Here is an 18235-nt window from a genome sequence, read left to right as displayed (position 1 = left end):
GCGCGTGGCTCCCTTATCGCCGTTGCGGATCATTGCTCCATATCGAACAGCAACGGAATATCAATGCGCTGCGCCATGCGGTTGCGGTAAGCCTCCACGTTGTCCGGCAGGGCGACACCGGCCACGATCGACAGTGAGCGTAACAGCGGGAACAGATGGATATCATCTTCACTGAGAGTGCCGTTGACCGCTTCCGAAGACTGGATAAGCGGGGAGAGCGTGGCCAGATCCTCTTCCAACTGGGCGATCAGGTCGGCACTGTCGGCCAGTAACACGGAAAAATCACCGCTGGCAGCCTGTTTTTTGTCGCTGAAATAGCGGCGTGCGTTGTCAGTGGCGAACTCTTCGAAATCGGCATTGGCAAAGCGCGGTAACAGCAGTTTGTTGACGTAGGTGGCAGTGTGTTGCAACCACGCGGCGATGGCCGGATTGGTTTTCCCCGTCAGTAGCGGTTTTCCGTCCAGGTTATCGACGTAATGCACGATATCCATGCTTTCGGGCAGATAGCTACCGTCGTCTTTTTGCAGGATTGGCGCCATTTTCTTGCCGATCATGCTGGTGGGAGTAATTTCGTCATCGCTTAGCAGGGTCACCAAACGCACCGGCAAATCCTTGAGGCCGAATATCATGCGGGCCTTTACGCAGAACGGGCAGTGATCGTAAATAAACAGTTTCATGCTTGCTCCTGTTGTCGGGTTTAGCAGCCAGTCTGGGCCGCTGCGCAGGTTGTTGTGGGATGATGCTCCATCATAAGCCTTTCTGCGCCGTTTTTTGTACTATCAGGATAGCAACTTTGGCAGATTAGGTCGCCAGAGACTGGGCGCAAGGGAGGCGCCCGGGCAAAAATCAGCCACCACGGAGGATTGCGGGGGCCGCAGTACGCGGATTAAATTGCCAGTACAAGGCAAACAGCGTGATAAAGCCCACCAGCCCCAGCAGGAACCAGGGCAACTCCGGCATGCCCATCGCATTGCCAGTGTCATACATCCAGCCACCGCCGGTATAGCCCAACGCGCCACCGAGTGCCAACCCCAGGCGGCTAAAGCCCATGTAGCTGCCGCGTGCCCGTGAGTCGGCCAGCGAGGCGCTCAAGGTCTCACGCGCCGGTTCAGCGATGATCGATCCCAGATAGAAGCAGCAGATCAGAGTAAACACCGCTTGCAGGCTGGTGGCAAAGCCGACAGGCAATAGGCTGAGGGTCATCAGCAGCAAGCCGGCCATCAGGCGTTGTTCCAACCGGAAGTGTTTTTCGCTCCAACGTGCCAGCGGGTATAGCAATGAAAGCGAAAGCGCGGCTTCGATGGCGTACATCCATTTGACTGCCGACGGCGAACCGGCGATCTCGTTGACCATGATTGGCAGCATCAACATTACCTGTACCGATAACATATAATAGCCGGTCAACGTCAACACATAGGTCAGGAAGCGGCGATCGCGCAGCACGCGCATCATGCCATCTTTCATCGGTGCGCGTATGGTAGAGATCCGGTAGTTGGGTAACAGCCAGGCATTCCAACCGGCGGCCAGAACGAAAATACCCGCACCCACCCAGCAGACGAAATGAAAATCGTACTGCAGCAGCCAACTGCCGATTAACGCACCGATCACGGCACCGGCGCTGTCTTGCATCATCAGCAGCGAATAGAAACGGCTGCGCTCATGTGGGCGGGTCAGCTTGATCACCAGCGCGGTACGGGGCGGATCGAACAGGGTGCCGCCAATAGCGGACAGCGCGCAGGAAAACCACAGTATCCAGGGTTGATCGGCCATCGCCATGGTGGCAAAGCCCGCCGCACGCAGCAGCATGCCGGTGACGATCATCGGTTTGGCGCCAAAACGGTCGGCAATTGCCCCGCCAAAGATCCCCAATCCCTGCTGAATGAGCTGGCGTAATCCCAGAGCCAGCCCCACGACCACGGCCGCCCAGCCAAGTTGATCGACAAAGCGAATAGAAATAAGTGGGAAGACGACGAAAAAGCCTAAAACCACCAACAGGTTATCGAACAATAAAAAATACTTACCCAAGCTCCGAGCTTGCGATACCAGAGACATGCTTCACCACGAGCAGTTAAAAGGAGAGAAAGACTACCCGGTTATTCTCTACCCAATACATGATGGCTGATAGGGGGGAGATAGATAATATTTTTTCATCGTCAATACGTTACCTGAGTGGCAAAACTACACTTAAAACTGGGCAAAATGGTTAACTGGCGATTTACTGAGCGCTCAGGGGCTTACCTGCCGGGCGGGCTACGGTTATATTACCGGGGGAATACGCGGTTTTACGCTGATGGTCTGTCATGAGTTATGCGAGATAACGCCTGAGCCTGTAGACGTTGACCCAATCAATACTTCTTATCGAACCGTTCTGACCGCGGGGGAAATGATGTTTGGCTATCGCTCTGCATCACCGAAAATACGCCTTACCACCGACCGGCTGGTTGTCCGTTTAGTTCACGAACGTGATGCCTACCGTCTGGCCGAATACTATGCCGAAAACCGGGCGTTCCTGAAGCCCTGGGAACCGGTGCGCGATGATAGCCACTGTTACCCCTCTGGCTGGCAAGCCCGCCTGGCTATGATCACGGAAATGCAGAAACAGGGCAGTGCCTACTATTTTATCCTGCTCGATCCGGAAGAACTTCATGTGTGCGGCGTGGCCAACTTCAGCAATGTGCTGCGCGGTTCGTTCCATGCCTGCTTCCTGGGATACTCTCTGGGTGAGAAGTGGCAGGGGCAGGGGCTGATGTACGAAGCGTTGCAAACGGCCATCCGTTATATGCAGCGCCAACAGCGGATGCATCGCATTATGGCCAACTATATGCCGCATAACCAACGCAGCGGAGCGTTGCTGACCCGGCTCGGTTTTGAACGCGAAGGCTATGCCAAGGATTACCTGCTGATCGACGGACAGTGGCAGGATCATGTGCTGACCGCATTGACCAATAAAGAGTGGCAACCACCACGCTGAGGCCGTACCAATGAAATATGAATTAAATGCCAAAGAAGCCCGAGTGATTGGCTGCATGATGGAAAAGCAGGTGACCACCCCTGACCAATATCCGCTTTCCCTCAATGCCATAACGCTGGCCTGCAATCAAAAAACCAACCGCGAGCCGGTGATGGACCTGTCGGAAAGCGAAGTCCAGCAGCAGCTTGATTTACTGTTAAGAAGGCACTTCCTGCGCACCTTAAGTGGTTTTGGTAATCGGGTAGTGAAGTATGAGCAGCGTTTTTGCAACTCCGAGTTCGGCCAACTGAAACTGTCACCGGCCGAAGTGGCGGTGATTGCGACCCTGTTATTACGCGGCGCGCAGACGCCGGGTGAACTGCGCACCCGCACCAACCGAATGCATGAATTCAACGACGTCAGCGAAGTGGAAGAAGTGTTGCAACAGTTGACGACCCGTGAGGATGGGCCGTTCGTGGTGCGTTTGCCGCGTGAGCCAGGCAAGCGTGAGAGCCGGTTTATGCACCTGTTCAGCGGCCAGATCGATGCGGCTCCAGCTGAAGCTGAGGAGGCCAATGCGGGTGAATTGACTGAACGGGTGGTGCGTTTGGAGGCCGAAGTCGCCGAATTGAAACAGCAGGTGCAGCAGCTACTGGCGCGGGGGTCACATGAGTAAACTGCGTATAGGGGTTGTAGGTTTAGGCGGTATCGCGCAAAAGGCTTACCTGCCCATTCTTTCTCAAGCGGTGGACTGGCAGCTTGTTGGCGGCTTTTCACCGAATCAGCAAAAAGCCCAGCCGGTATGCGACAGCTATCGTATGCCTTATTTCTCTCGTCTTGATAGCCTGGCGCAACAGTGTGATGCGGTGTTCGTACACAGCAGTACGGCTAGCCATTTTCAGGTAGTGGGTGAACTGCTGGCGCAGGGCGTACACGTCTATGTGGATAAACCGCTGGCGGAAACGTTGGAGCAGGGCGAACAGTTGATCGAACTGGCCGCAAAGCAGGGCGTAGCACTGATGGTGGGTTTCAACCGCCGTTTTGCGCCGCTGTATCGCCAGTTGAAGCAGCAAATGCAGCTACCGGCCTCGATCCGCATGGATAAACACCGTGCCGATAGCGTCGGGCCAAAGGATCTGCGATTCACCCTGCTGGATGATTATCTGCACGTGGTGGATACCGCGCTGTGGTTAGGCGGCGGTAGCGCCAGCTTGCAGAGTGGCCAGTTGCGCGCAAACGAAGCGGGCGAGATGCTTTACGCGGAACACCACTTTGCCTGCGGTGACACCATCGTTACGACCAGTATGCACCGGCGTGCTGGCAGCCAACGGGAAAGCGTGCAGGCAGTCACCAACGGCGCGGTCTATCAACTGAACGATATGCGACAATGGCTGCGGGAAGACCCGCAAGGCGTGCTCGAGCAACCAGCCCCAGGCTGGCAAACCACGCTGGAACAACGCGGTTTTGCCGGTGCAGTTCACCATTTTATTCAGTCCATCAGCAACCAGACCGCGCCGGAAACTGCCGGAGAACAGGCCATTTACGCCCAGCGATTGATCGAGAAAATGCTGCGTGATGCCAGTTAACCCCATGTAACATATGGCGGTAGCTATTAATGGCGTGGAGCCGTAGACTAACGCCACTCAACTGACGCCTGCCGATGCAGGCGTTGATATTTACCCGTCGTACTCATCAGAAAAACCACATGAATCTACTTAAATCACTGGCAGCCGTTAGCTCGATGACCATGTTTTCACGGGTGCTGGGCTTTGCGCGTGATGCCATCGTGGCACGCGTTTTTGGGGCAGGGATGGCTACGGATGCTTTCTTTGTGGCGTTCAAGCTGCCAAACCTTTTACGCCGCATCTTTGCGGAAGGGGCTTTCTCCCAGGCGTTTGTGCCGATCCTGGCGGAATACAAAAGCCAGCAGGGGGAAGAGGCGACGCGTACCTTTGTTGCCTACGTTTCCGGCCTGTTGACGCTGGTGCTGGCAGTCGTGACCGTGCTTGGCATGCTGGCCGCGCCCTGGGTGATCTTTATTACGGCTCCGGGGTTTACCGATACGCCGGATAAGTTTGCCCTGACCTCGTCGCTGTTACGTATCACCTTCCCTTATATCCTGTTGATTTCGCTGGCCTCGCTGGTGGGGGCGATCCTCAATACCTGGAACCGTTTCTCCATTCCGGCCTTTGCGCCAACGCTGTTGAACGTCAGCATGATCGGCTTTGCGCTGTTTGCCGCGCCGTACTTCAATCCACCGGTGCTGGCTTTGGCCTGGGCAGTAGTAGTGGGGGGCGTGCTGCAACTGGGTTATCAATTACCGCACCTCAAGAAAATTGGCATGCTGGTATTGCCACGCCTGAAGCTGAATGACGCGGGCGTATGGCGTGTGATGCGCCAGATGGGGCCAGCGATCCTGGGGGTTTCGGTCAGCCAGATCTCGCTGATCATCAACACCATTTTCGCCTCGTTCCTGGTCTCCGGCTCGGTGTCGTGGATGTATTATGCCGACCGCCTGATGGAGTTCCCGTCCGGGGTGCTGGGCGTAGCATTGGGCACCATCCTGCTGCCGTCCTTGGCGAAGAGTTTTTCCAGCGGTAATCATGAACAATATAACCGCCTGATGGACTGGGGCCTGCGTCTGTGCTTTGTGCTAGCTTTACCGAGTGCCATCGCGTTGGGCATCCTCGCCAAGCCGCTTACCGTCTCGTTGTTTCAGTACGGCAAGTTCTCCGCCTTTGATGCGGCGATGACCCAGCGTGCGCTGGTGGCCTACTCGGTTGGCTTGATGGGCCTGATCGTGGTGAAAGTGCTGGCACCGGGTTTCTACTCGCGCCAGGACATCAAAACCCCGGTCAAGATTGCCATCATTACGCTGATCCTGACCCAGGTGATGAACCTGATATTTATTGGCCCACTGAAGCATGCCGGGCTTTCGCTGTCGATTGGTCTGGGGGCCTGTCTGAATGCTTCGCTGCTGTATTGGCAACTGCGCAAGCAGGATATTTTCCAACCGCAGCCCGGCTGGGCGATGTTCTTGTTCAAGCTGGTAGTCGCCGTGCTGGTGATGGCTGCGGTACTGCTTGGCGTGATGTGGCTGATGCCGGAATGGGATCAGGGCAATATGCTGGCTCGCTTACTGCGTCTTTCGGTCGTGGTGGCTGCGGGGATTGTTGCCTACTTTGCGGTGTTGGGGATCCTTGGTTTCCGTCCTAGAGACTTCGCTCGGCGGGTAGATTGATACCCCACAGCTAATCATCAGATAACAAAAAGGTCGCTAACGCGACCTTTTTTACAGCTATCGAATGGATTACATGCGTTCGACGGTTTCGATCCCGAGCGTATCCAGACCGGTTTTCAACGTTTTGGCGGTTAACAGAGCCAACTTCAGGCGGCTCTGACGTGCCTCTTCGCTTTCGGCGTTGAGGATCTGGCAATGCTCGTAGAAGCCAGAGAACAGCCCCGCCAGGTCGTACAGATAGGTACACATCACGTGCGGTGTACCTTCACGGGCGACCACGGTGAGGGTTTCTTCGAACTGTAGCAGGCGAGTTGCCAGCGCGACTTCACGCTCTTCGGTCATCACCAACGGCAGCGTCAGGTTGCTTTCATCCACGCCAGCACGCTTGAACACCGAGGCAACGCGGGTATAGGCATACTGCATATACGGCGCGGTGTTGCCCTCGAAGGTCAGCATGTTATCCCAATCGAAGATGTAATCCGTGGTACGGCTTTTCGACAGATCGGCATATTTCACCGCACCGATACCAACCGCGTTCGCCACGTTCTGCATTTCATCGGCAGGCATGTCTGGATTCTTCTCGGCAATCAGTTTGCTGGCGCGTTCAACAGCTTCATCCAGCAGATCGGAAAGTTTTATGGTGCCGCCTGAACGGGTTTTGAACGGCTTGCCGTCTTTACCCAGCATCATGCCGAACATGTGGTGTTCCAGCGAGACGGAGTCTGGCACGTAACCTGCTTTGCGCACGATAGTCCAGGCTTGCATCAGATGCTGATGCTGGCGCGAGTCGATGTAATAGAGAACACGATCGGCCCCCAGGGTCTCGAAACGGTATTTGGCGCAGGCGATATCGGTAGTGGTATACAGGTAACCGCCGTCTTTCTTCTGGATGATGACACCCATCGGATCGCCGTCTTTATTTTTGTACTCGTCCAGGAACACCACGGTAGCGCCTTCGCTTTCTACCGCCAGCCCTTTCGCCTTGAGATCGGCAACGATGCCCGGCAGCATGGCGTTGTACAGGCTTTCACCCATGACGTCATCTTCGGTCAGGGTGACATTCAGACGGTTATAGGTCAGTTGGTTCTGCGCCATGGTGATATCCACCAGCTTGCGCCACATCTTCAGGCAGTATTGGTCGCCGCCTTGCAGTTTGACCACGTAACCACGGGCGCGCAGAGCGAAATCTTCGTCTTCGTCGTAGTTTTTCTTGGCTTCGCGGTAAAATTGCTCCAGATCCGACAGCCCCATATCGCTGGCGTGCTCGTTTTGCATCTTTTCCAGGTAAGCGATCAGCATGCCGAACTGGGTACCCCAGTCGCCCACATGGTTGGCGCGTATCACTTTATGGCCCAGGAATTCCTGAGTACGGGCAGCGGCATCGCCAATAATGGTGGAGCGCAGGTGACCCACGTGCATTTCTTTCGCCACGTTGGGCGCAGAATAGTCGATCACGATGGTTTGCGGCTTAACGGGGGCAATGCCCAGCTTAGCTGCACCCAGGGTGGCATCGGCCTGGCGGGCAACCCATTCGCTGTTCAGGAAGATATTGATAAAGCCAGGGCCAGCGATTTCCACTTTGCTGCTGATGTCACCCAGGTCAAGCAGTTGGACTACTTTCTCTGCCAGTTGTCGTGGCGGCATACCAAGAGTTTTGGCAACGGACATCACGCCGTTGGCTTGATAGTCACCAAACTGTGCTTTCGCGGACTGACGAACCTGAGCTTCGCAATCGGCAGGCGCACCTGCGGCAATCAGCGCCTGGCTGACTTTATCTGATAGAAGAGCCTGAATATTCACCGGGTTACCTTAAATGACAAACGAGGGCCGTGCAGTACGCCCTCCGGATCAAAAGGTGGTTTTACTCTATTGGCCTGCAAACGTCTTGACGCACAACTTGCAGTCCAGCAGGGACGACGCCGCATATCGCAGGCGACGCTCAACCACAAAACAGCCTGCAATTGTAACCGATTGACGGCACCGCGTCAGTAGTTGACGCGGGCTGGCATGGTGAAAGATAGGGAAAAGTGAAGACCAAAAAGGTAAGTAGGTGAATCAAACCGTCCGCTGTCATTGGTTTGATGGGAGCGGATTAATGGACGCTTTAACGCTTTTTATTGCCTCGGCCAGAACGTAACACACTATTCTGACGAGTTTTGAAATGGCGATAAATCGCGTAGCCAGCAATGGCTATTAAAACAAGGGATATACCTAACAGGGCCATGTTTATTTATCCAAATTCAAATGCCCTCCTAACCTAACTTATTAACGGCATTGAATCAATTGTAATGACGCTGTTTAGGACTGTTCGCATGATTTTTGTTTTTTATCATTAAAAACAATGTGTTAAATTTGTTGTGGGGTTATGTTTAGATTCCATTTCAAGTGATTTATATATGTTGTCCTTGAGGGGATAAAGAACGATTAAACATTAGGCATTCTTAAGGTTATTAATAATGGTTTAATTAATTATGATATGAGATGATTCTTGATTGCTTCATCCTTCACGAAGGATAGTTCGGTCTAAAATAGGCACCAGCGCAAAAGAGGCAGCATTATGTTCATCCGGTAGGTTTTTATTCTCTTATCCATAGCCTCCAGGCGATTCGACGTGTAGATTATTGGCCTGCCAAAGATCCTGGAGAGCCTGAGAAACTTATGACTACCTTGTCATCGATCGCCGAACTTAACGACCTGACGCTGGATTTGCCTCGCTTTGAACTGGCGTTGGAACAGTTTGCACAACGGCTCCATCTTGAGCTGGCAACATTCAGCGCAGACCATATCTCGCTGCGTTGCCATCAGAACAGCACCGCCGATCGTTGGCGGCAAGGGTTACTACAATGCGGATCGCTACTTTCAGAAGCGATGATTAACGGCAGGCCGATTTGCCTGTTTGATCTCCATGAGCCGTTGAAGGTTGGCCCTTGGCAGATTGACTGTATCGAGCTGCCATACCCCGGTGAGAAGCGCTATCCGCATGAAGGATGGGAACATGTAGAGCTGGTGCTAAGCGGCGATCCCGCTACCCTGTATGCCCGCGCCCTGGAACATCTGCCTGACGAAGCCTTGCTGCTACCTGGCATCAAACTCAAGCAGAGCTCACCTAAAGGTGAGGGCGAACGCCTGGCCAATCCGACCTTGGCGATCAGCGATGGCAATGTCACCATCAAATTCCATCCGCATCATATTCGTGACATCGTGGCCAGTGAACGGGTGAAACCGTAGCGTGTCGTTTGTTGCCGATTTCGAATGGGGTGTTAGGGAGAAAAATGATGCGTTCGCGTTATTTATCCGACTTAACGCCGCCACTGTGACTGCGATCGATCCATTAATCAAAATTGAGTGCCATAGTTAGCACCTCGTGCCATTAAGACTTTTATCAGATTGTCATCCTGTGGCCTATAGGGCGACGGGTAAACGTTTGCTGTAGCATTTTTGACCGTTATCTGGGGGTAACAATAATGAAGCTGGAAGTTTGTTGCTATAGCGTCGACTGTGCCATGACAGCAGAGCATGCGGGCGCTGACCGCATAGAATTGTGTGCTAGCCAGAGTGAGGGTGGGTTGACGCCGAGCTTTGGATCGTTGCGGCTGGCTCGGGAGCGGGTAACGATACCCGTTCATCCAATAGTGCGGCCACGCGGGGGCGATTTCTGTTACAGCGCCGTCGATTTCGAGATTATGAAGAACGACGTGGCGCAAATCCGCGAGATGGGTTTTGCCGGTGTGGTCATCGGCATGTTGGACGATGAAGGGCATATCGATCTTGCGCGGATGCGCGAGGTGATGAAATTAAGCGGTAATATGGCGGTGACCTTCCATCGCGCGTTCGATATGTGTCAAAACCCGATGGTGGCGCTGGAACAACTGACGCAGCTCGGCGTGGCGCGCATTCTGACCTCTGGGCAGCAGCAGAATGCCGAGTTGGGCTTACCGCTGTTACGCGACTTGGTGCATGCCAGCAACGGCCCGGTGATCATGGCCGGTGCAGGTGTCCGTTTGAGCAATATGCATAAGTTTGTGGATATCGGTATTCAGGAATTGCATAGCTCGGCCGGGCATACGGTGCCTTCCACCATGCGTTACCGCAAGGCGGGTGTCACCATGTGTGCCGACAATGAGTTTGACGAATTCAGCCACTACTGCGTGGACGGGGAAACGGTAGAGGCGATGAAGAACGCGTTGGCCATGCTGACTCCTGTCGAATGAGATCGTAGGGCGCCGTATGCTGAGACCGTTTAGCAATGGCCCAACGTTTTGAGCCTGGTTTGAAGCCCCGAATATTCGGGGCTTTTTGCATCTGTGCGCAAAAAAAGCCCTGAACAGGGTAGAGGTGCTCAGGGCAAACAGGTTCATACTTCTCTGGTGTTGGCGCGATACCAACACTTTAACTCTAGTTAACGATGAGCCACTGCCTTAAGTTTAAATGTTGATAAAATGTAACCGGCTGTTGTCGCTTATCGCAGACTCTCCACCCAGTGACAAATGGCCGAAAGTATTTGCACGGTGCCGCCGATATTGAATATGACGGCAATCCCTATGCCGGTCATTATGGTCAGCAATGCCATCAACAGTCTGTCAACACCTCGCATTAATCACCCTTATGAATTTGTTGAGTTTTTCCAGTCTACTAAAAGCGTTCAGTCTTCAACGCTGAGCCTCGATAGGATTTCCCCACGATTGTATTGCCAGCGCTGACACACATGACAGGAGGCGACACGTTGATGTGTAGACGATACCGTTTGATGGTGCTGTTACTAAACAAGTTCAACCGCTTTTGGTCAGGAGGATACATGAGAGTTTATGTTGTGTGGTTAATGCTGGTTTGTTGTTCATTATCGGGCTGTGTTGCGGCCTATTATCGTTAACGGAGGAGGGGGAGATGCGTTATTTACTGATTGTCGGCCTTGTTATGTCGTTAACGGCCTGCGCAACGCTGTATTACAGGTGAGTGATGAGACATTTATTTATTTTGCTGGCCTTGGCATTGAGTGGTTGCGTCTCGGTGTATGGGCCAACTAAAACCGGTAACCAGCCCGGCAGTGCGGCTGAAACAGCCGCTGGTAAGTCGACTACTGCTGCGAAGCCGACCTTGATAGGCAACCGTAAGCCAGATGAGCTGTTAACCCGTACCGAGGCAATTTTTGCGCAGAAAGGGCTAGAGGCCAAGGTTGTCGACCCGCATCTGGGGATCGTTGGCACGACGGGCAATGACGCTGAACTGGCCAGCCTGTATCTGACTTGTTCAGACCAGCCAGGGCCATCTAATCTGAATGTTACCTACCGGATCCTGGTGCAGATTTTTAGCGCCGGAGAAGGGACTAACGTGATGGTGCAAGTCAATGGCGTTGCGGGGCTGGTGGCTGCGGATGGTAACGATAAGGTCAAGCCCTTCGAATGTTCATCCAGCGGGGTGTTTGAAAAGGATCTGCTACAGGCTTTGAGAAAATAACGGTGGCAACTAAAAGGGCGTAGCATTGCTACGCCCTTACATAGTGAGTTGGTTAAGGCTTACGGTTTTTTGGCGATCAGCACGGCGCGGATCGGTGCCGGGTAACCTTCAATCGTTTTGGTTGGATCCTGGGGATCGAGGAACTCGGCCAGTGACTCGCTGGTCATCCAGTCGGTGCGGCGCTGCTCTTCGGTGCTGGTTGGGCAGATATCGGCAATGCTGACGTCGACAAATCCGCATTTTTCCAGCCAGCACTTCAGCGCTTCGGCAGACGGAATAAAGTAGACGTTACGCATCTGCGCGTAGCGGTCGCCCGGCACCAATACCTGATGGCGATCGCCTGGCACGACCAGCGTTTCCAACACTAGCTCGCCCTCGGAAACCAGCTGGTTCTTCAACTGATACAGGTGATCCAGCGGGGAACGGCGGTGATAGAGCACGCCCATCGAGAAAACGGTGTCGAAAGCGGCCAGCTCGGGCAGTTGTTCGATACCCAGCGGCAACACATGGGCGCGTTGATCGCCACCCAGCAGTTTTCGCACCGCTTCGAACTGGCACAGGAACAGCTGCATTGGATCGATACCGACCGCCAGATGTGCTCCAGCACCGACCATGCGCCACAGATGGTAACCGCTGCCGCAACCCACATCCAGGATGGTACGGCCAGCCAGCGGGGAAATATGCGGCAGCACGCGATCCCACTTCCAGTCGGAATGCCATTCGGTATCGATATCAATGCCGTAAAGCGAGAACGGCCCTTTACGCCACGGCATCAGCGTACGCAGCATTTTCTCAATGCCTTCGAGCTGGCCAGGTGACAGCGGTTGTTCCATCTCGGCACGTACGCCATGCAATAAATCCAACTGGGTCGGCGTCAGGGAAGGCAGGTGCTCTACCGAATTGAACCACTGTTTGAACTTGCCATGCAGCGATTCGCGCTGCCAGGCGGTGATCTGGGCCGGCAGCGTATCCAGCCAGTGGCTCAGCGGGCTTTTGGCGATGCGCTGGTAGAAGTCTCCAAACTCGATCATGCGGTTTCTCCTGATTTCAGGGCGATCAATGAGCCGAAGTTGAAGCATTGGAACCAGACTTCTGCATGTTCAAAACCGGCTTGCCGAAGGCGCGCTTTATGCGCTTCGACCGAATCGGTCAGCATCACGTTTTCCAGCATGCTGCGCTTTTGGCTGATTTCCAATTCGCTGTAGCCGTTGGCGCGTTTGAAGTCGTGGTGCATGTTGAACAACAGTTCACCGACGTCCGCATCCTCAAAGCTGAATTTCTCCGACAGCACCAAGGCGCCGCCCGGACGTAGCCCGCGATAAACCTGTTCGAGCAGGCGCAGCCGATCGGCCGGTTCAAGAAACTGTAGGGTGAAGTTCAGCACCACCATCGAGGCATTTTCGATGGTAATGTCTAAAATGTCCGCCTCAATGACGTCGACGGGCGTATCGGCGCGAAAAGCATCAAGATGGCGGCGGCAGCGCTCTACCATCGCGGGGGAATTATCGACCGCAATAATCTGACAACCTTCGACGCTGATGTTCCTGCGCATCGATAGCGTGGCCGCGCCGAGCGAGCACCCCAGGTCATACACCCGGCTGTGCGGCTGGACAAAACGTTCGGCCAGCATGCCAATCATCGAAATGATATTGGAGTAGCCTGGAACGGAACGCTGGATCATGTCTGGGAAGACTTCAGCAACGCGCTCGTCGAAGGTCCAGTCGCCCAGTTTGGCGATCGGGGCGGAAAAAAGAGTATCGCGGTTTGGCATAGCGGCAAATCAGGTCAGAATTCGAAGGGGCGTATACTAACAGAAAAGCGACGCAGGCAGAAGCAGGCGGCGTGGCCGCCTGAACAGAGGGGATATCAGTGTAAACTAAAGATAATGTCCCACGGCAGATAAACGATATTGGCTATCACCATCAGTATCAATGAAAGATAGGTAGCCGCCATACCCGAACGGCGCCAGCGGACTTCACGGTTACGTAAACCGTAGTAGTGAACCAGCCGGCCTGCCATCAGCAGCAAACCACACAGATGCACCATCCAGACTTCAGCACCGTTCATCTCCATGATCACCAACAGGATGGCGGCGATCGGGATGTACTCTACGGCGTTACCGTGTACGCGGATCGCGGTTTGCAGCTCGTAGAACCCACCGTCACCGTAGGCGACCCGGTACTGCATTCTCAACCTGACCACGTCATAAGAGAGTTTGATCAACAACAATGCGCCAAGCACCACATAGAGCGCGCTTACCATTCTTAACTCCATTCGTAACCAAATCTGGCAACGAGCATCATAACTGCCATCCTCGCGACTGTCGCGAGGAAATATCCGATAGGACCCATCAGATTAATAGGTTAAAACAAGGCTTCTTGCTCTGGCCAGTCCGGAGGTATCGCTAAATTCGGAATTATGCCGTGTAGCCCTTGCCAGATTTTCTGTGCCTGCTGAGGAGAATCGCTGTTATCTGGTGTGTGAATAAACAGATAAGGCTGATGTTGTTGCGCCCAGTCAGGCAATCTCTGTTGCCATGAATCAAACCAGCGCTGATTGTCCGCCAGCACATCACCGCCGATAAAGCGGATCAACGGGTTGTCAGCCGTTATCACTGCATGTACCGGCAACTTGGGCTTTTTCTGCTGCGCATCGCGGATCGCTGGGCTGTGCGGTTTGGCATGGTGCAGCGGGCGGCTATCGAGGATAGTCCGATTTATGCCCCGTTGGTGCAAACCCTGATTCAGTTGGCGTTCTGCGTCACCCTTGGCGAAAAACTCCAGATGACGTACCTCGACTCCGTAGGTGAACTCCGGCGGTAAGGCATCAAGAAATGCCCACAGAACGCCCAGATGCTCGGGTGAAAAGGCGGCGGGCAACTGTAACCACAGTTGTCCGATACGCCCTTCAAGGGGGCGCAGGCAGTCATAAAATGCCTTGATATCGGCTTCACAGCCGCGAAGTGCTGCTTTATGGCTGATCGCTGACGGGAATTTAAAGCAAAAACGGAAATCATCGCCGGTCATATCGCGCCAGCGATGCACAATTTCCATCTTTGGCAGAGCGTAGAAGGTGGTGTTACCTTCCACACAGTTGAAGTAGCGGCTGTAGTCTGCCAGATCGCGCAGGCCAATGCGGTTCCAGGCCGGATGTTGCCATTGCGGTAGTCCGATATACATCAACGGTCATCTTCCATGCTTTACATTTTGGCAACAACGTTAACGTTATCTGCGCCACCTTTCAAGTGACACCAGGCTTACAGCGCGGCAAGGATCTCACTGGTGCTACGCACACGGGCAATACGCGGGAAGATATTATCGAAGGCGAATTGGTGCATCTCGGCGCTGTAGGTGCTGCACATGTCTTCGGCGATCACCAACTCGTAGCCATGTTCCCAGGCCGCACGAGCGGTAGACTCCACGCCGATATTGGTGGCGATACCACCCAATACCACCGATTTGATACCCCGACGGCGCAGTTGCAGGTCCAGGTCGGTGCCATAGAATGCTCCCCATTGACGTTTGGTGATCAGCACATCGCTGTCTTGTACCGCCAGCGCTTCGGGGAATTCCCACCAGGAGGCTGGCAGCCCGCCGACCGGAGAAGGTGAAGGCTTGTCTACCGGTTGCTTGAGCGCTTCGGCAAAGGAATCAGACCAGCCGACGCGCACCAGAAACACGGGGGCATTCAGCGCGCGGAAACGCCCTGCCAGATGGGCCGCATGGGTGACGACTTGGCTGGCACTGTGCGGGCCAGCGGCGTAAGGTAGAATGCCGTTTTGTAGATCGATCAGGACCAGGGCGGTGGTTTGGGCTTCAAGTTTCAACATTGGGAGCGTCTCTGGGTTAAAGTGGATTAAAGGTTGTGCTACCGGCTTTTGAAAGACGACGGATACATAGGCTACGTGATAAAACTGCTGCCAGTTAATGGGAAATTTGTTAACCGATGTGTTGTTTGCTACCGCTAGGTGCGATTTAGCATTGCAACAATGCCGTGTTCGCTCTTATCTGGCGCATGAATTTCCTTTATAATGACCGCCTTTTTTCACCAATCTTTAATCCAGCGATCTATGCCGATTTATGAATATGCATGTGGCTCATGCCAACATCGATTAGAGAAACTACAAAAATTTTCCGACGCGCCTTTGACTCAATGTCCGGCGTGTGGGCAGCCCGCACTGACCAAGTTGATCTCTGCCAGCGGTTTCCAGTTAAAGGGCACCGGCTGGTATGCAACAGACTTCAAACCGGGTGATAAATAACAATTCGTCAGATAATAGCCGTGCGGAAACAGCAACTGCTGCCAACCTCCGGCCGAATCGGCTTAAGTCAAAAGGATAGCGTATGCGTACTGAATATTGCGGGCAGTTGAATCTGGCCCACGTCGGCCAGGAAGTCACTTTGTGTGGTTGGGTCAACCGCCGCCGCGATCTGGGTGGCCTGATCTTTATTGATATGCGTGACCGCGAAGGCATCGTACAGGTGTTCTTCGATCCGGATCAGAAAGTGGCCTTCGACAAAGCCTTCGAACTGCGTAACGAGTTCTGCATCCAGATCGTCGGTACCGTGCGTGCGCGCCCGGAAAGCCAGGTCAACAAGGATATGGCGACTGGCGAAGTTGAGGTGTTCGCTCATCAGCTTGAGATCATCAACCGCTCCGAACCGCTGCCGTTAGACTCGAATCAGACCAACAGCGAAGAAGCGCGTCTGAAATATCGCTACCTGGATCTGCGTCGCCCGGAAATGGCCGACCGCCTGAAAACCCGTGCCAAGATCACCAGCTTTGTGCGCCGCTTTATGGACAGCCACGGTTTCCTGGATATCGAAACCCCAATGCTGACCAAAGCCACGCCGGAAGGTGCCCGTGACTATCTGGTACCAAGCCGCGTACATAAAGGTAAATTCTACGCGTTGCCACAGTCCCCACAGTTGTTCAAACAGCTGCTGATGATGTCTGGCTTCGACCGTTACTACCAGATCGTCAAGTGTTTCCGTGACGAAGACCTGCGCGCCGATCGCCAGCCAGAATTCACCCAGATCGACGTGGAAACCTCTTTCATGAGCGCCGAGCAGGTGCGTGAAGTGATGGAGCAACTGGTGCATGAACTGTGGCTGGACGTGAAGGGTGTCGATCTGGGCAAGTTCCCGATCATGACCTTTGCCGAAGCGATGCGCCGTTACGGTTCCGATAAGCCAGACCTGCGTAACCCGCTGGAGCTGGTGGACGTTGCCGACCTGGTTAAAGACGTTGAGTTTAAAGTGTTTTCTGGCCCGGCGAACGATGCCAAAGGCCGCGTAGCCGCGATTTGTGTTCCGGGTGGCGCGCAGCTGACCCGTAAGCAGATCGACGAATACGGCGCTTTCGTGAATATCTACGGTGCCAAAGGTTTGGCATGGCTGAAGGTTAACGATCGTGCTGCGGGTATGGAAGGCGTGCAAAGCCCGATTGCCAAATTCCTCAGTGCCGAAGTGCTGGAAGCGATCCTGGCGCGCACCAATGCGCAAACCGGCGACATTCTGTTCTTCGGTGCCGACAGCTTTAAAATCGTTACCGACGCCATGGGCGCGCTGCGCTTGAAAATCGGCCGCGATCTGGGCCTGACAAAGCTCGACAGCTGGGCACCGCTGTGGGTGGTCGATTTCCCAATGTTCGAAGAGGACGGCGAAGGTGGCCTGGCGGCGATGCACCATCCGTTTACCGCCCCGCGCGATATGAGCCCGGAAGAGCTGCAAAAAGATCCTACCTCAGCTATCGCCAATGCCTACGATATGGTGCTGAACGGCTATGAAGTGGGTGGTGGTTCCGTGCGTATTCACCGCAGTGAAATGCAGCAAACCGTCTTCGGTATTCTTGGCATCAACGAACAAGAACAACGTGAGAAGTTTGGCTTCCTGCTGGATGCGCTGAAGTACGGTACTCCTCCGCACGCCGGTTTGGCCTTCGGTCTGGATCGTCTGGTGATGTTGGTAACCGGTACCGAGAACATCCGTGATGTTATCGCTTTCCCGAAAACCACCGCGGCAGCCTGTCTGATGACCGATGCACCAAGCTTCGCCAACCCGGCTTCGTTGCAGGAACTGGCGATCAGCGTAGTGAAGAAAGCCTCAGCCGAACAAGAGAGCGAGTGATGAATTACAAGCGGCCCGAGTCTATTCTGGTGGTGATTTATGCAAAATCCAGTGGCCGGGTGCTGATGTTACAGCGGCGTGACGATACGGAGTTCTGGCAGTCGGTCACCGGCAGCCTTGAAGACGCCGAATCGCCGCCGCATGCCGCACAGCGCGAAGTCATGGAAGAGATTGGCATCGATATCGCAGCAGAGGGTCTGCCGTTGTTCGATTGCCAGCGCTGTGTGGAATTTGAACTCTTTGTCCATTTGCGACACCGCTATGCGCCGGGAACCACGCGTAATAAAGAGCACTGGTTCTGTCTGGCGTTACCTGATGAGCGCGATCCGGTCTTGACCGAACATCATGCTTACCAATGGCTTGAGGCGTCCGAGGCGGTCAAACTGACCAAGTCCTGGAGTAATCAGCAGGCGATTGAAGAGTTTGTGATCCATTCTGTCCAGTAGTTCTTTTTGGAGATAT

18 protein-coding genes are annotated in these 18235 nt (G+C 54.2%); 10 read left to right on the top strand and 8 right to left on the bottom strand.

What is annotated here, in order from left to right; translation table 11 throughout:
* Window positions 1-29: 29 nt before the first annotated feature.
* Both grxB and mdtH read right to left on the bottom strand, forming a co-directional pair.
* Window positions 30-677: a glutaredoxin 2 gene (gene grxB / locus AC6HVW_RS14415; RefSeq protein WP_071683355.1), complete on the bottom strand. Its 648-nt coding sequence runs from the start codon at window positions 675-677 to the stop codon at window positions 30-32.
* Window positions 678-846: 169 nt separating this feature from the next.
* Window positions 847-2052 carry a multidrug efflux MFS transporter MdtH gene (mdtH, locus tag AC6HVW_RS14410; RefSeq protein WP_071683356.1) on the bottom strand — a complete coding sequence of 402 codons (1206 nt, stop codon included), beginning with the start codon at window positions 2050-2052 and terminating at the stop codon, window positions 847-849.
* 334 nt (window positions 2053-2386) lie between these two features.
* Here mdtH and rimJ point away from each other — a divergent pair, with 334 nt between their 5' ends.
* The 4 genes from rimJ (at window position 2387) to murJ (ending at window position 6191) form a co-directional block, all read left to right on the top strand.
* On the top strand, window positions 2387-2971 hold the full coding sequence (rimJ, locus tag AC6HVW_RS14405) for a ribosomal protein S5-alanine N-acetyltransferase (RefSeq protein WP_024486700.1): 585 nt from the start codon (window positions 2387-2389) through the stop codon (window positions 2969-2971).
* A 10-nt stretch (window positions 2972-2981) separates the two neighbouring features.
* A complete protein-coding gene (locus tag AC6HVW_RS14400) occupies window positions 2982-3626 on the top strand; it encodes a YceH family protein (protein WP_024486701.1) in 645 nt (214 codons plus the stop codon).
* Window positions 3619-4536 carry a Gfo/Idh/MocA family protein gene (locus AC6HVW_RS14395; RefSeq protein ID WP_071683358.1) on the top strand — a complete coding sequence of 306 codons (918 nt, stop codon included), beginning with the start codon at window positions 3619-3621 and terminating at the stop codon, window positions 4534-4536. The genes AC6HVW_RS14400 and AC6HVW_RS14395 overlap by 8 nt, the downstream gene beginning before the upstream one ends.
* 119 nt (window positions 4537-4655) lie before the next feature.
* Window positions 4656-6191, top strand: coding sequence for a murein biosynthesis integral membrane protein MurJ (murJ, locus tag AC6HVW_RS14390; RefSeq protein WP_037376007.1), 1536 nt, complete (start codon window positions 4656-4658; stop codon window positions 6189-6191).
* 69 nt (window positions 6192-6260) lie between these two features.
* Here the strand turns inward: murJ and argS are convergent, their stop codons facing one another.
* Entirely contained in the window at window positions 6261-7991 is a 1731-nt protein-coding gene (gene argS, locus AC6HVW_RS14385; RefSeq protein WP_447887951.1) for an arginine--tRNA ligase, read from the bottom strand.
* Between the two features lie 858 nt (window positions 7992-8849).
* Here argS and AC6HVW_RS14380 point away from each other — a divergent pair.
* The 3 genes from AC6HVW_RS14380 to AC6HVW_RS14370 all read left to right on the top strand — a co-directional run bounded on the left by AC6HVW_RS14380 (window position 8850) and on the right by AC6HVW_RS14370 (window position 11645).
* Window positions 8850-9419, top strand: a complete 570-nt coding sequence (locus AC6HVW_RS14380) for a VOC family protein (protein WP_166732708.1) — start codon at window positions 8850-8852, stop codon at window positions 9417-9419.
* A gap of 233 nt (window positions 9420-9652) precedes the next feature.
* The gene (gene cutC, locus AC6HVW_RS14375; RefSeq protein ID WP_037376006.1) at window positions 9653-10402 is read left to right on the top strand and encodes a copper homeostasis protein CutC; all 750 of its coding nucleotides are present in this window, start codon (window positions 9653-9655) and stop codon (window positions 10400-10402) included.
* Window positions 10403-11147: 745 nt separating this feature from the next.
* Window positions 11148-11645: a hypothetical protein gene (locus tag AC6HVW_RS14370; protein WP_497569493.1), complete on the top strand. Its 498-nt coding sequence runs from the start codon at window positions 11148-11150 to the stop codon at window positions 11643-11645.
* 59 nt (window positions 11646-11704) lie between these two features.
* Here the strand turns inward: AC6HVW_RS14370 and cmoB are convergent, their stop codons facing one another.
* The 5 genes from cmoB to AC6HVW_RS14345 form a co-directional block, all read right to left on the bottom strand.
* Window positions 11705-12676 carry a tRNA 5-methoxyuridine(34)/uridine 5-oxyacetic acid(34) synthase CmoB gene (gene cmoB / locus AC6HVW_RS14365; RefSeq protein WP_021181137.1) on the bottom strand — a complete coding sequence of 324 codons (972 nt, stop codon included), beginning with the start codon at window positions 12674-12676 and terminating at the stop codon, window positions 11705-11707.
* Window positions 12673-13416, bottom strand: a complete 744-nt coding sequence (gene cmoA / locus AC6HVW_RS14360) for a carboxy-S-adenosyl-L-methionine synthase CmoA (protein ID WP_021806664.1) — start codon at window positions 13414-13416, stop codon at window positions 12673-12675. The genes cmoB and cmoA overlap by 4 nt, the downstream gene beginning before the upstream one ends.
* 95 nt (window positions 13417-13511) lie before the next feature.
* Window positions 13512-13907, bottom strand: coding sequence for an MAPEG family protein (locus tag AC6HVW_RS14355; protein ID WP_024486445.1), 396 nt, complete (start codon window positions 13905-13907; stop codon window positions 13512-13514).
* Between the two features lie 101 nt (window positions 13908-14008).
* On the bottom strand, window positions 14009-14824 hold the full coding sequence (locus AC6HVW_RS14350) for a DUF72 domain-containing protein (RefSeq protein WP_497569492.1): 816 nt from the start codon (window positions 14822-14824) through the stop codon (window positions 14009-14011).
* Between the two features lie 77 nt (window positions 14825-14901).
* Complete coding sequence (locus tag AC6HVW_RS14345) at window positions 14902-15474, bottom strand: hydrolase (RefSeq protein WP_059200996.1); 573 nt, start codon at window positions 15472-15474, stop codon at window positions 14902-14904.
* A gap of 201 nt (window positions 15475-15675) precedes the next feature.
* Between AC6HVW_RS14345 and AC6HVW_RS14340 the strand changes: the two genes are divergently transcribed.
* The 3 genes from AC6HVW_RS14340 (at window position 15676) to nudB (ending at window position 18219) form a co-directional block, all read left to right on the top strand.
* Window positions 15676-15906 (top strand): FmdB family zinc ribbon protein, encoded by a 231-nt coding sequence (locus AC6HVW_RS14340; protein WP_021181142.1) that lies wholly within the window; start codon window positions 15676-15678, stop codon window positions 15904-15906.
* Window positions 15907-15988: 82 nt separating this feature from the next.
* Window positions 15989-17773 carry an aspartate--tRNA ligase gene (gene aspS / locus AC6HVW_RS14335; protein ID WP_021181143.1) on the top strand — a complete coding sequence of 595 codons (1785 nt, stop codon included), beginning with the start codon at window positions 15989-15991 and terminating at the stop codon, window positions 17771-17773.
* The gene (gene nudB / locus AC6HVW_RS14330) at window positions 17773-18219 is read left to right on the top strand and encodes a dihydroneopterin triphosphate diphosphatase (protein WP_021181144.1); all 447 of its coding nucleotides are present in this window, start codon (window positions 17773-17775) and stop codon (window positions 18217-18219) included. Before aspS ends, nudB begins: the two co-directional genes overlap by 1 nt.
* Window positions 18220-18235: the final 16 nt, after the last annotated feature.

Source organism: Serratia sp. NCCP-200 (genome assembly GCF_059697885.1).
The sequence above is the reverse complement of the archived record's forward strand: the minus strand, read 5'-3'. Positions and strand labels throughout refer to the sequence as shown.